The sequence below is a fragment of the Tistlia sp. genome (assembly GCF_040905785.1).
Lineage (GTDB): Bacteria > Pseudomonadota > Alphaproteobacteria > Kiloniellales > DSM-21159 > Tistlia.
This window is the reverse complement of record NZ_JBBDQW010000077.1, coordinates 71,209-85,196: the sequence shown is the minus strand read 5'-3', so window position 1 is coordinate 85,196 and position 13,988 is coordinate 71,209. Positions and strand designations below refer to the sequence as shown.

General features: G+C 74.1%; 13 protein-coding genes. 7 read left to right on the top strand and 6 right to left on the bottom strand.

The features are described 5' to 3' along the window. From dapE to hisI, 3 genes are all read right to left on the bottom strand, one after another. On the bottom strand, positions 1-1,067 hold a 1,067-nt coding region (dapE, locus tag WD341_RS18450; protein ID WP_368426958.1), incomplete at its 3' end, for a succinyl-diaminopimelate desuccinylase. 16 nt (positions 1,068-1,083) lie between these two features. Beyond that, positions 1,084-1,947, bottom strand: coding sequence for a 2,3,4,5-tetrahydropyridine-2,6-dicarboxylate N-succinyltransferase (dapD, locus tag WD341_RS18445; protein ID WP_368426957.1), 864 nt, complete (start codon positions 1,945-1,947; stop codon positions 1,084-1,086). A gap of 118 nt (positions 1,948-2,065) precedes the next feature. Next, entirely contained in the window at positions 2,066-2,443 is a 378-nt protein-coding gene (gene hisI, locus WD341_RS18440) for a phosphoribosyl-AMP cyclohydrolase (RefSeq protein WP_368426956.1), read from the bottom strand. Positions 2,444-2,666: 223 nt separating this feature from the next. On the opposite strand from hisI, the gene WD341_RS18435 reads away from it, so the two are divergent. From WD341_RS18435 to WD341_RS18420, 4 genes are all read left to right on the top strand, one after another. After that, entirely contained in the window at positions 2,667-3,398 is a 732-nt protein-coding gene (locus WD341_RS18435) for a hypothetical protein (protein WP_368426955.1), read from the top strand. A gap of 132 nt (positions 3,399-3,530) precedes the next feature. Beyond that, on the top strand, positions 3,531-3,923 hold the full coding sequence (locus WD341_RS18430) for a GFA family protein (protein WP_368426954.1): 393 nt from the start codon (positions 3,531-3,533) through the stop codon (positions 3,921-3,923). A gap of 79 nt (positions 3,924-4,002) precedes the next feature. Then, the gene (locus WD341_RS18425; protein WP_368426953.1) at positions 4,003-5,241 is read left to right on the top strand and encodes a M24 family metallopeptidase; all 1,239 of its coding nucleotides are present in this window, start codon (positions 4,003-4,005) and stop codon (positions 5,239-5,241) included. Positions 5,242-5,361: 120 nt separating this feature from the next. Continuing rightward, positions 5,362-6,504 carry an MFS transporter gene (locus WD341_RS18420; protein ID WP_368426952.1) on the top strand — a complete coding sequence of 381 codons (1,143 nt, stop codon included), beginning with the start codon at positions 5,362-5,364 and terminating at the stop codon, positions 6,502-6,504. Here the strand turns inward: WD341_RS18420 and hutG are convergent. Beyond that, positions 6,501-7,292, bottom strand: coding sequence for an N-formylglutamate deformylase (hutG, locus tag WD341_RS18415; RefSeq protein WP_368426951.1), 792 nt, complete (start codon positions 7,290-7,292; stop codon positions 6,501-6,503). The two genes, WD341_RS18420 and hutG, sit on opposite strands and share 4 nt — an antisense overlap. 106 nt (positions 7,293-7,398) lie before the next feature. On the opposite strand from hutG, the gene WD341_RS18410 reads away from it, so the two are divergent. From WD341_RS18410 to ogt, 3 genes are all read left to right on the top strand, one after another. Then, positions 7,399-8,745 (top strand): adenylosuccinate lyase family protein, encoded by a 1,347-nt coding sequence (locus WD341_RS18410; RefSeq protein WP_368426950.1) that lies wholly within the window; start codon positions 7,399-7,401, stop codon positions 8,743-8,745. A gap of 94 nt (positions 8,746-8,839) precedes the next feature. Further along, entirely contained in the window at positions 8,840-10,429 is a 1,590-nt protein-coding gene (locus WD341_RS18405) for an AlkA N-terminal domain-containing protein (RefSeq protein WP_368426949.1), read from the top strand. Further along, positions 10,422-10,952, top strand: coding sequence for a methylated-DNA--[protein]-cysteine S-methyltransferase (gene ogt, locus WD341_RS18400; RefSeq protein ID WP_368426948.1), 531 nt, complete (start codon positions 10,422-10,424; stop codon positions 10,950-10,952). The genes WD341_RS18405 and ogt overlap by 8 nt, the downstream gene beginning before the upstream one ends. A gap of 17 nt (positions 10,953-10,969) precedes the next feature. Here ogt and WD341_RS18395 read toward each other — a convergent pair whose 3' ends face one another. After that, entirely contained in the window at positions 10,970-11,419 is a 450-nt protein-coding gene (locus tag WD341_RS18395) for a universal stress protein (RefSeq protein WP_368426947.1), read from the bottom strand. Positions 11,420-11,472: 53 nt separating this feature from the next. Further along, positions 11,473-13,956, bottom strand: a complete 2,484-nt coding sequence (locus WD341_RS18390; protein WP_368426946.1) for a cation-translocating P-type ATPase — start codon at positions 13,954-13,956, stop codon at positions 11,473-11,475. Positions 13,957-13,988 lie beyond the last annotated feature (32 nt).

The window sequence follows — 13,988 nt, the reverse complement described above, 5'->3', positions numbered from 1 at the left end:
CCGACCAGGCCGAACTCGGCGACCGGGCAGTGGTCCTTGATGAAGCGGGCGTCGGAGGTGCCGCCGGTGGTCGACAGCTCGGGCCGGCGCCCGGTGACCGCCTCGACGGCGCCGGCGACCAGCTCGGACAGCGGGCCCGGCGGCGTCAGGAAGGACTCGCCGGACACCCGGACAGCCAGCTCGTAGCCTCCGCCGGTCGCGTCCAGGGTCTCGCGCAGCCAGCGCTCCAGCGAGGCGCCGCTGTGGGCGTCGTTGAAGCGGATGTTGAAGGTCGCCGAAGCCCTGCCGGGCACCACGTTGCTGGCCGGGTTGCCGACGTCGATGGTCGAGATCTGCAGGGTCGAGGGCTGGAAGTGCGCCGTGCCCTGGTCGAGCGGCTCGGCGATCAGCGCGGCGAGCAGGCCGACCAGGCGGTGCGCCGCGTTGTCGGCGAGGTGCGGGTAGGCGGTATGGCCCTGGCGGCCGAGGGCGGTCAGATTGCCCGTCAGGCTGCCGCGGCGGCCGATCTTGACCATGTCCCCGAGGGCGTCCGGGTTGGTCGGCTCGCCGACCAGGCAGGCGTCCAGCGTCTCGCCCTCCTGGACCAGCCAATCGAGCACCTTGCGCGTGCCGTTGACCGAGGGGCCCTCCTCGTCGCCGGTGATCAGCAGCGAGATCGAGCCGCCGAAGCCCTCCGCCGCCGCTTCGCGCTTCTCCAGGAAGCGGCCGGCGGCGGCCACGAAGGCGGCGATCGCGCCCTTCATATCGGCCGCGCCGCGCCCGACCAGCTCGCCCTCGACGATGGTCGACTCGAAGGGGTCGCTCGACCAGTCGGCGGCCTCGCCGGGCGGCACCACGTCGGTGTGCCCGGCGAAACAGAAGTTCGGAGCTGCCGCGCCGAGACGGGCGTAGAGGTTGTCGACCGGCGCCGTGCCCTCCTCCTTGAAGACGAGACGGGTGCAGGCGAAGCCCAGCGCCTCCAGCTCGCCCTGGAGCAGGTCGAGCGCGCCGCCCTCCTCCGGCGTCACGCTGGGGCAGCGGATCAGGCGCTGCGCCAGGTCCAGCGGGTCGGGGGCGACGCGGGGCATGCGGCGGAATCCTTCCTCAGGTGCGCAGCAGCTCGTTGATCGAGGTCTTGGAGCGGGTCCGCTCGTCGACGCGCTTGACGATGACCGCGCAGTAGAGCCCGGGTCCCGGCGAGCCGTCGGGCAGGGGCTTGCCCGGCGTGGTGCCCGGCACGACCACGGAATAGGCCGGCACCTCGCCGCGCAGGACCTGGCCGGTGGTGCGGTCGACGATCGGCGTCGAGGCGCCGAGGTAGACGCCCATCGAGAGCACCGAGCCCTCGCGCACGACCACGCCCTCGGCGACCTCGCTGCGCGCGCCGATGAAGCAGTTGTCCTCGACGATCACCGGCGTCGCCTGCAGCGGCTCGAGCACGCCGCCGATGCCGGCGCCGCCCGAGATGTGCACGTTCTTGCCGATCTGCGCACAGGAGCCGACCGTCGCCCAGGTGTCGACCATGGTGCCGCTGCCGACGTGGGCGCCCAGGTTGACGAAGCTCGGCATCAGCACGACGCCCGGCGCGATGTAGGCGGAGCGCCGGACGATGGCGCCCGGCACGGCGCGGAAGCCGGCCTTCTCGAAGTGCTCCTCGCTCCAGCCCGAGAACTTCGAGGGCAGCTTGTCGTACCAGGCCGACTCGCCGTGGTCGGCGTGGCGCGGGCCGCCCGGCTGGATCGCCGTGGGGTAGAGCCGGAAGGCCAGCAGCACGGCCTTCTTGAGCCATTCGTTGACCTGCCAGTCGTTCCTGCCTTCGGCCCGCTCTGCGACCCGGTAGCGCCCGGTGTCGAGCCCGTCGAGCGCCAGCTCGACGGCGTCGCGGACGACACCCTTGGTGTCGAGTCCGATCCCGTCGCGCTCCTCGAAGGCCGTCTCGATCGTCTGCTTGAGATCCTCGGTCTGCATCCCGCCCTTCCGTCCCCTGAAGCCGTGCCGGATCCTGAAGCCGCGCGGGGGCGCTCCTCCGGCCGAGGCGCGGAGAGTGCGTGCGGGGCTCCCTCAAGTCAACGCGGCCGGCCGCCGTTCAGCTACCCCCGGCGACCGGTTCGGCGATGGTGGCCAAGGCGCCGTCGCGCATCGCCCGGTAGAAGCAGCTCCGCCGCCCGGTGTGGCAGGCGGGGCCGCTCTGCTCGACCAGCAGCAGCAGGGTGTCGCCGTCGCAGTCCAGGCGCAGCTCGACCAGGCGCTGCACGTGCCCCGAGGTCTCGCCCTTGCGCCACAGCGCGCCGCGGCTGCGCGACCAGTAGCAGGCACGGCCCTCGGCGAGGGTCGCCCGGATCGAGTCGGCGTTCATCCAGGCCATCATCAGGACCTCGCCGCTGTCGTGCTGCTGGGCGATCGCCGGCACCAGGCCGCGCGCGTCGAAACGGATCTCGGACAGCAGGCTGTCGGGTTCGGTCATCGGGGAGCCTCCTTGTCGCGGCTGTATGTCACCGCCGCGGCGAGCGTGCAATCCCGCGCCCGGTCCCGCGCGCCCCGGCCCACGCCCCTGCCCGCGCCCCGGTGCCGCAAAGCGGTCACAGTCTGACCCTAGCGTCGCAGTATCTTTTCGGGGGCGTCGTCGCGGCCTTGGTTCGGCCGAGCGGGTCTGCTATGTCGCCCCGGTCGGCACGCAGCACTCGGTCATGTCACTCGGACTTCATGAAACGCGCCTGAGACGCCGCCGCCAGCGCCGCTGGGCGGTTCTCAAATTCCTGCTGATCGCCGGGCTGCTCGGGGGTTCGCTGGCGCTCGCCTACGAACTGGGCGGCCAGATCGCTGGAGCCGAGCTCGACGCGCTGCGCACCGAGGTCGCCGCCTCGCAGCAGGAGCAGGAGGCCTTCGAGGCCGCGCGCAGCCGCCTGCAGGCCGAGGTCGCGCGCGCCCAGCAGGCCGAGGCGCAGTGGCGCCAGCGCTACGAGCAGGACGTGCCCCGGGGCGAGGTCGAGGAGATCCTGACGCTGGTCCGCGAACGGCTCGAACAGGGCGTGCCGGCCGAGCGCGTCCGCTTCGTCGTCGAGGCGGTCAGGCAGGAGCGAGACTGCGCCGACGCGCCGGAGACCAAGCGCTTCATCGTGCGCACGCCGATCTACGCCGGCGGTGCCGACTCGGTCGGCTTCGCGGACAGCTCGATCACCATCACCGCGATGGGCGAGCCGGCGGTCGACGCCCAGGGGCGGCCGAACGCCTGGTTCGACCCGGCCAAGCCGCTCAAGGTCACGGTGACGCCGATCGGCGGCGAGCCGCAGCAGGTCGAGGGCGAGCTGCCGCTGCACTTCTCGCTGGTGCGCGGCGACACCGAGCACCTCTTCACCGCCGTCGCCTCGGAGCGCCGCGGCTTCCTCGAGGTCACCGGCGACCGCTGCGCCTATCCCTAGGCATTCGTCGAGAATGCGCCGTACCCGACGCCGCGGAGCGGGTTGCGGGCGGGTCCTCTGCAGAGGATTCTGAAGGTGACGGTGCTGTTCGTCGTAGACATTCCGCGCGCTTGATTTCAGAGGAGGCCCCGCATGGAGCGGTTCACGGGCGGTTGCCTGTGCGGCGACGTCCGCATCGTGGCGTCGGGACGCCCATACCGGGTCGGCATTTGCCACTGCCTCGACTGCCGCAAGCATCACGGGGCCCTCTTCTACGCTGCCGCGGTGTTCCCTCAGGACGCGGTGACGATCGAAGGCGAAACACGCGACTTCGCGGGGCGCTGCTTCTGTCCGCGCTGCGGCTCCTCCGTCTTCGCACGCAGCGCGGACGAGATCGAGGTGCACCTGGGCGCCCTGGATGCCCCCGACCAGCTGATGCCGACCTACGAAAGCTGGACCGTCCGTCGCGAGTCCTGGCTGCCGCCCTTTCCGCTCACGAGACGCTACGACCGTAATCGCGACGCCACGGATCGCTTCGAGGAGTAGGCGAGATTATGGGTCCGTCGTCGCAGTCCGAGCAGGCTGCGTCTTGGTCAAGTCCGCCCACTCCGCCTAGGGTGGCGCGATGGATTCGCCCGCCTACCGACCCGACCCCGCCTTCCCTGCGCCGCCAGCGCCCGACGAGACGGCGCTGCGCCTCGGCCGCCTGAAGCGCCTGCGCCAGGAGATGGCGCGCTTCGGCTACCCGGCCGTGCTGCTGTTCGACCCGCACAACGTCCGCTACGCCTCGGGCGCGCGCAACATGACGCCCTTCCTGCTGCGCAATCCCGCACGCTACCTCTTCGTGCCGCTCGAGGGGCCGGTGACGCTCTTCGAGTTCGCCGGCTGCGAGCACCTCGAGGCCGGCAACCCGGCGATCGACGAGATCCGCCCGGCGACGACCGTCTCCTATGTCGCGCGCGCCGGCCTGCTGGAGGCGGCGGCGGCGCGCTGGGCCGCCGAGATCGCCGACCTGCTGAGCCGCCACTGCCCGGGCGAGAGCCGGGTCGGGGTCGAGCGCATCGATCCGCTGGCCGTGCACCTGTTGCGCCGCAAGGGCTATGAGATCCTCGACGCCCAGAAGCCGGTCGAGCGGGCCCGCGCCGTCAAGACGCCCGAGGAGCTGGCCTGCATCCGCCGCTCCCTGGCCTGCGTGATGAGCGGCGAGGCGAAGCTGCAGGAGGCGCTGCGCCCGGGTCTCAGCGAGCAGGAGCTCTGGTCGGTGCTGCACCGCGAGGTCATCGCCGGCGGCGCCGACTACATCGAGACCCGCCTGCTGAGCTCGGGCCCGCGCACCAATCCCTGGTTCCAGGAGACCGGCGAGCGGATCCTCCAGGCCGGCGAACTGGTCGCCCACGACACCGACGTCGTCGGCCCGCACGGCTACTACGCCGACTTCTCGCGCAGCTTCCTGGTCGGCGACGGCCCGGCGAGCCCGGCCCAGCGCCGGCTCTACGCCACCGCCTTCGAGCAGCTCCAGCACAACCTGGCGCTGCTCGGCCCCGGCCGCTCGTTCCGCGAGATCACCGAGGCGGCCTGGCCGATCCCCGAGCGCTACCGGGCCCGGCGCTACTACCTGCTGATGCACGGCAACGGCCCGACCGGCGAGTATCCCTACCTGGTCCAGGACGCCGACTACGACTCGGGCGCCGACTACGACGGCGAGATCGTTCCCAACATGACGCTCTCGGTCGAGAGCTTCATCGGCGAGGAGGCCGGCGGCGAGGGCGTCAAGCTGGAGCAGCAGGTCCTGGTCACGGAGAGCGGCCTGGAGCTGCTCAGCCCCTTCCCCTTCGAGGAGCGCTTGCTCGGCCGCGAGGTCTGAGGCGCACCGGCAACCCTGCCCTGCGGCTTCCGGCGTCGTCCCTGCCTGGGACCGCTGTCAGCATGAGGTCCCCTTGGCCGACCCCCCGACCTTGGCTAACCCCGTGACGACGACTCCCCCATGCGCCTGATCCTGCTGCTCGGTCTCGCCGGCTTCGCCAGCGCCTTCTCGCTGCGCACCAGCGACCCCATGCTGACCCTGATCGGCGCCGACCTGGGGGTGTCGCTGCGCGAGGCGGCGCTGCTGGCCTCGGCCTACACCCTGCCCTACGCGCTGATGCAGGTCGTGCTCGGGCCGGTCGGCGACGCCCTGGGCAAGTCGCGGCTGGTCCGCCTCGCCCTGGCGGTGGCGGCGGTCGGGCTGGCGCTCTCGGCGGTCGCGCCGAGCTACGAGACGGTAATGGCCGCGCGGGTGCTGGCGGGCGCCTTCGCCGGCGGCATCATCCCGACCTCCATGGCGCTGATCGGCGACCGCGTGCCCTATGGGGTGCGCCAGATCGCGATCAGCCGCTTCCTGCTGGCGGTGATCCTGGGCCAGGTCTGCGGCTCGGCGGCGGCCGGCGTCCTGGCCGAGCCGCTCGGCTGGCGCGCGGTCTTCGCCCTGTCCGCCGGCCTGACCGCCCTGATCTGCGCGGCGACCGCCTTCGGCCTGCGCGGCGAGCGCGAGCCGCGCACGCCGCTGTCCTTCGCCGACGCGCGCAGCCGCTACGCCTCGGTGCTCGCCAACCCGGTGTCGCTGCTGGTCTTCGCCACGGTCGCGGCCGAGGGCCTGCTGATCTTCGGCGTCTTCCCCTTCGTCGCGCCGATGCTGGCGGCGCGCGGCCTCGGCGGCGCCTTCGAGGCCGGCCTCATCCTGGTCGCTTTCGCCGTCGGCGGAGTTTTCTACAGCCTGACGGTGCGCCGCCTGCTCGCGCTGCTCAGCCAGTGGCGCATGATGCAGGCCGGCGGCCTGCTCTGCGGCCTCTGCTACCTGGTCGTCGCACTGCCGGTGCCCTGGCTGCTGGTCGCCCTGGTCTTCCTGGTCGCCGGCTTCGGCTTCTACATGCTGCACAACACCATGCAGACCCAGGCGACCGAGCTGGCGCCGACCGCGCGCGGCTCGGCGGTGGCGCTCTTCGCCGCCGCCTTCTTCCTGGGCCAGGGCCTGGGCCCGGTGCTCTACGGCCCCTTCGTCGTCGAGGCCGGCTTCGCGCCGCTGTTCCTCGGCGTCGGCCTGCTGGTCGCCGGCCTCGGCTTCGCCTCGGTGAAGCTGATCCGGCGCTAAAGAAGGCTCGCGGCGAAGGCCTCCAGGACGCGCCGCAGCTTCGCCCGCGTGGGTTCGGCCCGGGCCGGGTCGTAGTCCCAGGGCGGGCTTTCCGTCATGTAGGCGCGCTGGGCCAGCTCGAGCTGCAGGGCGTGAAGGCCACGCGCCGGCTCGCCGTAGCGGCGGGTGCACCAGCCACCCTTGAAGCGGCCGTTCAGCACCCAGTCCTCGGGGCCCTCGGCGAGCGCCGCGACGGCGTCGCGCACCGCCGCCTCGACCGCGGGGGCGCAGGCGGCGCCGTCGGCGGTGCCGATGTTGAAGGTCGGCAGGCGGCCCTCGAAGAGCCGCGGCACCTCGGAGCGGATCGAGTGGCAGTCGAAGAACAGCACCGCGCCGTGGCGCGCACGCACCCGCTCGAGCTGCGCTGCCAGCGCCGCGTGGTAGGGCGCGTGGAAGGCGCGGCGGCGGCGTGCGACCTCGGCCTCGTCCGGCTCCTGGCCGTCGCGCCAGATCGGCCGGCCGTCGAAGTCGGTGGTCGGGACCAGCCCGGTCGTCGCCTGGCCCGGATAGAGCGAGGCGCCCGAGGGGTCGCGATTGGCGTCGACGACGTAGCGGTGGAAGCCGGCGCGCACGACGGTGGCGTCGGGCAGCAGGCCCTCGTAGAGCCGGGCGATGTGCCAGTCGGTGTCGCAGAGGCCCTGCCCGACCTCGTTGAGCCGCGCGCGGATCGCCGCCGGCACCTCGGTGCCGCCGTGCGGCTGGCCCAGCACCACCCGCCCCTCGCCCTCGATGACCTCGACCGGATCCAAGACCCGCCTCCTCCTGTTGAGCGCCCAGCCTACAATCGCCGTTCCGTCGCGCGCCAGCGCAGGCTAGGGTCCGGCGCCTCCCGCTCCACCGACGGATCGTCCCGCCATGCCCTCCCTGGTCCTCGAGTCCAAGCTGTTCGGCGAGATGTTCGGCAGCGCCGCCATGCGCGCGCTGTTCGGCGACGCCGCCCTCGTCCAGCGCTACCTCGACGTCGAGGCGGCGCTGGCGCGCGTCCAGTCGCGGCTCGGCCTGATCCCGGCCGAGGCCGGCGCCGCGATCACCGCGGTGGCGCAGGTCGAGCGGGTCGAGTGGGAGCCGCTGGCCCGCAAGACCACGCTGGTCGGCTACCCGATCAAGCCGCTGGTCGACCAGCTCGCCGGCTGGGCCGAGGAGGGTCTCGGCCGCTACGCCCACTGGGGCGCGACCACCCAGGACATCATGGACACGGCCGACGTGCTGCAGATCCGCGACGCCCTGGCCCTGGTCGAGGCCGACCTGGAGGCGATCGCCGGCAGTCTCGCCGGCCTGGCCGAGCGCCACGCCGAGACGCCGATGGCCGGGCGCACCCACCTGCAGCACGCCCTGCCGATCACCTTCGGCTACAAGGCGGCGACCTGGCTGGCCGGCATCGACCGCCACCGCCGGCGCCTGGCCGAGCTGAAGCCGCGGGTCCTGGTCGGGCAGTTCGCCGGCGCCGCCGGCACCCTGGCCTCGCTCGGCGGGCGCGGCCTCGAGGTCCAGGACGCCCTGATGGCGGAGCTCGGCCTCGGCCGGCCGGACATGACCTGGCACACGGTCCGCGACGGCTTCGCCGAGACCACCGGCTTCCTGGCCCTGGTCGCCGGCAGCCTGGGCAAGATCGGCTTCGACATCATGCTGCTGATGCAGTCGGAGGTCGGCGAGGTCTTCGAGCCCTTCGTCAGCGGCCGCGGCTCCAGCTCGACCATGCCGCAGAAGCGCAACCCGATCGCCAGCGAGCTGATGCTGGCGGCCGCCAAGCTGGCGCGCGAGCAGCATTCGGCGATGCTCGACGCCCTGGTCCAGGACCACGAGCGCGCGACCGGCCAGTGGCAGGTCGAGTGGCAGGCCCTGCCCGGTGCCTTCATGGCCGCCTCGGCGGGACTCGCCGCGGCGCGCGAGACCCTGGCCGGCCTCGAGGTCCGGCCCGAGGCGATGCGCCGGACCCTGGAGGCGAGCGGCGGCCTGATCGTCGCCGAGGCGGTGATGATGGGCCTCGCGCCGGCGCTCGGGCGCGGCCTCGCCCACGACCTGGTCTACGACTGCTGCCGGCGGGCGCTCGAGGAGGACCTGCCCTTCCTCGAGGCGCTGGCCGCCGAGCCGCGGATCGCCGAGGCGGCGAGCCGGGAAGAGCTAGCCGCCCTGGTCGAGCCGGCGAACTACCTGGGCGTCGCGCCGGAGATGGTGCGCCGCCTGCTGGCGGCCCGGGACTAGCCGCGCGAGGCAAGGTCCGAAAACCGCGCTTCCGCCGGCCCCGATGTCCGAAAACCGCGCGCGAGACGGCGCGCTTCGTGACAGTCTCCAGGCCATGGAAAGACATCGCGATCCCGCCCTCGGCGCGCCGCTCGACCCGGCCGCCTGCTACCGGGCGCTGCAGAGCCGCGACGCCCGCTTCGACGGCCGGCTGTTCGTCGCCGTGACCTCGACCGGCATCTACTGCCGGCCGGTCTGCCCGGCCCGCACGCCGCGCTTCGAGAACTGCCGCTTCTTCCCCTCGGCCGCCGCGGCCCAGGGCCAGGGCTTCCGGCCCTGCCTGCGCTGCCGGCCGGAGACCGCGCCGGACCTCGCCTCCTGGCGCGGCACCTCGAACAGCGTCGCCCGCGCACTGGCCCTGATCGCCGAGGGCGCCCTCGATCGCGACGCCGAGGCCTCGGCCGGCCAGGCCGGCACCGAGACCGGCGCCGAGGCCGGGGTCGAAGCCCTGGCCGCGCGGCTCGGGCTCGGCGGCCGGCAGCTGCGCCGGCTGTTCCGCCAGCACCTCGGCGCCTCGCCGGTCGCGGTCGCCCAGACCCGGCGCGTGCTCTTCGCCAAGCAGCTGATCCAGGAGACCGGGCTGCCGATGGCGGAGATCGCCTTGGCCGCCGGCTTCGGCAGCGTGCGCCGCTTCAACGAGACCTTCCAGGCGCTCTACCGCCGGCCGCCGAGCGCCCTGCGCCGCCGGGCGGCGGCAGAGGCGCCACCGGCCGCCCTGGCCGAGGCCGGCGTCACGCTGCGCCTGCGCTACCGCCCGCCCTACGACTGGCCTTCCATGCTCGGCTTCCTGGCGGCCCGCGCGATCGAGGGCGTCGAGACGGTCGAGCGGGACGTCTACCGCCGCACCCTCGCCGAGGACGGCTGCCTCGGCACCGCCGAGGTCCGTCACGAGCCGGGCCGCGACTGCCTGGCGGCGACGATCCGCGTCGGCTCGCTGCGCGCGCTGCCGGCGGTCGTGGCGCGGCTGCGCCGGGTCTTCGACCTCGGCGCCGACATCGAGACGATCGGCCGGCACCTGTCGCGCGACCCCATGATGGCCGCCCTGGTCGCCGCCCGGCCGGGCCTGCGCGCGCCGGGCGGGTGGGACGGCTTCGAGCTGGCCCTGCGTGCGGTCCTCGGCCAGCAGGTCACGATCGCGGCGGCGCTCGGCCTGGCCGGGCGGCTGGTCGCGCTCTGCGGCGCGGCGCTGCCGCCGGACGCCGGCGGGCCCGGCCTCGAGCGCGCCTTCCCGACACCGGCCGAGGTCGCCGCCGCCGACCTGGCGCCGCTCGGCATGCCGCAGGCGCGGCGGGCCACCCTCAAGGCCCTGGCCGCGGCGACTCTGGCCGACCCGCGGCTGTTCCAGCCGCTCGGCGACATCGAGGCGTCGCTCGCCCGGCTGCGCGCGATCCCCGGGGTCGGCGACTGGACCGCCCACTACATCGCCCTGCGCGCCCTGCGCGAGACCGACGCCTTCCCGGCCGGCGACGTCGGCCTGCAGCGCGGTGCGGCAACGGCCGGCGGCCGGCCGACCCCGGGCGAGCTGCTGCTTCGCGCCGAGGCCTGGCGGCCGTGGCGCGCCTATGCCGCCCAGCACCTCTGGGCGGCCGACGCCGCCGCGGCGACGCCGGCGGCCCCTGCGGAGCGGGAGGTGGCCCTTGCCTGAGATCCTGGAGCTGCGCCTCGACCGGCTGGCGACGCCGGTCGGCGAGCTGGTGCTGCTGGCCGACGCGCAGGACCGGCTGCGCGCGGTCGACTGGAGCGACCACGAGCCGCGCATGCTGCGCCTGCTGGCGCGTCACTACGGCGCCGCCGGCTTCCGGCTCTCGGCGGCGCGCGACCCCGGCGGCCTGACCGGCCGGCTCGCGGCCTACTTCGAGGGCGACCTGGCGGCGATCGAGGCGCTGCCGTCCGGGACCGCCGGCACCGCCTTCCAGCGCGCGGTCTGGCAGGCGCTGCGCGCGATCCCCTGCGGCACCGCGATCTCCTACGCCGAGCTCGCCCGGCGCATCGGCCGGCCGGCGGCGGTGCGCGCCGTCGGCCTCGCCAACGGCGCAAACCCGGTCGGCATCGTCGTGCCCTGCCACCGGGTGATCGGCAAGAACGGCACCCTGACCGGCTACGGCGGCGGCCTCGAGCGCAAGCGCTGGCTGCTCGGGCACGAAGGCTGGCCCGGCGCCAGCGCCTGAGCGGCGGGCCGCCCGGGTCAGACCGCCTCGGCCCGGCGCAGCACGAAGACCGAGCAGCGGGCGTTCTGCACGACGTGGGCGGCGTTCGGACCGATCACGTAGTCGAGCATCTCGGGGCGATGCGACTCCATGACGATCAGGTCGGCCTGCCGCTCTTCGGCGCAGGCCAGGATCTCGTGGCCGATGCTGCCGAAGCGGACCTCCTGCTCGATCGCCGGTGCGCTCCCGTCGGCGGCCAGCGGGGCCGACTCGACGAGCCGCGCCAGCCGGCGGCCGGCATCCTGCGCCAGCTGCTCGAGCTGGAACGCGAAGTGGACGCCCTCGAACATCGCCGAGAGGTCGCGCACCACGGTCATCACCGCGATCCGCGTGCGGCCGGGGGTAGCTAGGGCCACAGCCTGGGGCAGGGCAAAGCGCCAGCTGCTCGGGTGGGCGACGTCGACCGGAACGATGATCGATTCGAACAAGGCAGTCTCCTTCGAAGGCTCGCCGCGATCGGGGTACTCTCGCACCGGCGGGCTCAGTGCGCCACGCGCCGCAGGCTGGCAGCGACGCCCAGCGCGACCAGGCCGGCGAGCGCGCCGGCGGCGCCGACCAGCCCCCAGTCGGCCGCGTGCAGCGGGCGCAGGTGGACCAGGTCGGCCAGCGCCGGCACCTGGACCAGCAGGACGAGGCTGGCCAGGCTGGCCGCGACCACGCCCCGCGCCATCCAGCTGCGCAGGCCGCTGAGCACGGCGGTGAAAGCGGCACTGGCGGCGACCAGCGCGCCCAGGGCCAGGGCCCGGGCGTGCTCGACGTCCGACCCGAGCGCGCGCTCGAAGCCCAGGCTGACGACCAGCGCGATCGCCAGCCCGCCGATGCCGAGCGCGAGCCAGGTCGCGCCGCCGAAGAAGCGCGGCCGCCTCCGCCGTCCCGTCGGCAGCAGGCGCTCGCCCGACGGCAGTTGCTGGAAGACCAGCATGGCGGTCGGGTGGATGATCAACTCGAGCCAGACGATGTGAATCGGCAGATAGAGCAGCGGGTGTCCGAGCAGCGGCACCAGCGCCGCGCTGATGACCAGCGGGATGTGGACCAGAAGCAGGTAGGCGAACGACAGCTGCAGATTGCGGAACAGCTGGCGACCCTCGGCGATGGCCCGCACGATGGTGCGGAAGTTGTCGTCGAGCAGCACGATGGCCGCGACCTCGCGGGCGCTCTGAGTACCGCGCTCGCCCATCGCGACGCCGATGTCGGCGGCCTGCAGGGCCGGCACGTCGTTGACGCCGTCGCCGGTCACCGCGACGATCTCGCCGGCCGCCTGCAGGGCGCGCACGAGCGCGAGCTTCTGCCTCGGCGACGCGCGGGCGACGACGTCTGCGCCGGTCAGCCCCTGCTCCTCTGCCGCGCCGGATTCCTCCAGGGCGTCCGCGGTCACGACCCGCGGGCGGTCGCCGCCGAGGCCGGCCTCCCGGGCGATCGCGCCGGCGGTCGCCGGATGGTCGCCGGTCACCATGATCACCCGGATGCCGGCCTGCCGACAGGCGAGCACCGCCTCCCGGACACCCTCGCGCAGCGGGTCCCCGAAGGCGAGCAGGCCGGCCAGCCGAAAGCCCCGCTCCGGCTCGAGAGCGCCGCTCGCCGCGGGGTCGAGCGGCTGCGAGGCGCAGGCGATCACCTTATGGCCCGAGGTCGCGAAGGCGATGACTCGCTCGCGCCAGGCCGCGAGGTCCGCCGGCGCGTCGCCGCAGCGGTCGAAGACCGTCTCCGGCGCCCCCTTGACGACGGCAAGGCGCGACCCGTCCGGCAGGCGCACCAGCGCGGTTTCCCGGCGCCGCTGCTCGGTGAAGGCAAAGTTGGCGAGGCGCTCGACTCCGGCCGCGGGCGGTGCGCGCGCGAGCAGCGCGGCGTCGAGCGGGTCGCCGCTGTCGGGCCGGGACGCCAGCACAGCCAACGCGAGGAGCTCGCCGGGCGCGAGGGAGGCCGCGGCCACCTCGTGCGCCAGCTCCAGCCGGCCCTCGGTCAGGGTCCCGGTCTTGTCCGAGCAGATGCAGGTGACCCGGCCGATGTTCTCGACCGCGACGGCGCGGCGCACCAGCGCCTGGCGGCGCGCCAAGCGATAGACGCCGACGCCCAGGAAAAAGGTGAAGACCACCGGAAACTCCTCCGGCAGGGCGGCTACGGCAAGGGTCGCAGCGCTGATCAGCGCGTCGACCGGGCCGTGGCCCTGCGCGAGGCGGATCGCGGCGAGCAGCAGGCAGAGCGCCAGGGCCGCGACCAGCACCACCCCAACGAGACGGGCGATGGCACCCTGGAGCGGCGTCCGGCCGGCGCCGCCGGCCAGGGCCGAGCGGACGATCTCGCCGTAAAGCGTCTCCGCGCCGGTGTAGGCGACCCGCACGCGGGCCCGGCCGGCGAGCAGGCGGGTTCCGGCGAAGACCCAGCTGGCGGCATCGCCGACCGGCCCATCGCCCGCGGGAGCCTCCTCGCAAGGCGCCTCGCCCTCTGCCAGCGGCCGCTTGCGCACCGCAGCGGCCTCGCCGGTCAGGCTCGATTCGTCGACCTGCAGCGCATCGCCGGAGAGCACGAGGCCGTCGGCGGGGAAGACCTCGGACGGGCCGACTTCGACCAGGTCGCCAGGCACCAGCTCGCGCGCCGGCAGGCGGGTCCGCCGACCCTCGCGCAGCACCGTCGCGCTTGCCGCCAGCCGGCTCGCGAGCCCAGCGGTCGAGGCGCGCGTCCGGTGGTGCAGGTAGAGATCCATGGCGGCGAGCGGCAGCAGCGCGACCGCCAGGACCGCCGCTTCCGCATAGTCGCCGAGCAGCGCGAACAGGGCGGCGACGCCGACCAGGAACCAGATCATCGGGTCGCGCGCGGTGTCGAGGGCCATGCCCAGCCAGGTGCCGGGCGGGGCGACCAGGACATCGTTCGCGCCGAAGCGCGCGCGCCGGTCCAGGACCTGCTCTGCGGAGAGCCCGTCGGCCGACAGGCCCGCCAGCCGGTCGGCGGGGAGAGGACGGCTCGGCATGGCGCGGCTCTCCAGGCGCGTGACGGTCCCAG

Excerpts from the sequence above, each read along its gene's own strand:
- dapD (WP_368426957.1), bottom strand. The coding sequence starts at position 1,947 with ATGCAGACCGAGGATCTCAAGCAGACGATCGAGACGGCCTTCGAGGAG.
- hisI (WP_368426956.1), bottom strand. The coding sequence starts at position 2,443 with ATGACCGAACCCGACAGCCTGCTGTCCGAGATCCGTTTCGACGCGCGC.
- WD341_RS18435 (WP_368426955.1), top strand. The coding sequence starts at position 2,667 with ATGTCACTCGGACTTCATGAAACGCGCCTGAGACGCCGCCGCCAGCGC.
- WD341_RS18430 (WP_368426954.1), top strand. The coding sequence starts at position 3,531 with ATGGAGCGGTTCACGGGCGGTTGCCTGTGCGGCGACGTCCGCATCGTG.
- WD341_RS18425 (WP_368426953.1), top strand. The coding sequence starts at position 4,003 with ATGGATTCGCCCGCCTACCGACCCGACCCCGCCTTCCCTGCGCCGCCA.
- WD341_RS18420 (WP_368426952.1), top strand. The coding sequence starts at position 5,362 with ATGCGCCTGATCCTGCTGCTCGGTCTCGCCGGCTTCGCCAGCGCCTTC.
- WD341_RS18410 (WP_368426950.1), top strand. The coding sequence starts at position 7,399 with ATGCCCTCCCTGGTCCTCGAGTCCAAGCTGTTCGGCGAGATGTTCGGC.
- WD341_RS18405 (WP_368426949.1), top strand. The coding sequence starts at position 8,840 with ATGGAAAGACATCGCGATCCCGCCCTCGGCGCGCCGCTCGACCCGGCC.
- WD341_RS18390 (WP_368426946.1), bottom strand. The coding sequence starts at position 13,956 with ATGCCGAGCCGTCCTCTCCCCGCCGACCGGCTGGCGGGCCTGTCGGCC.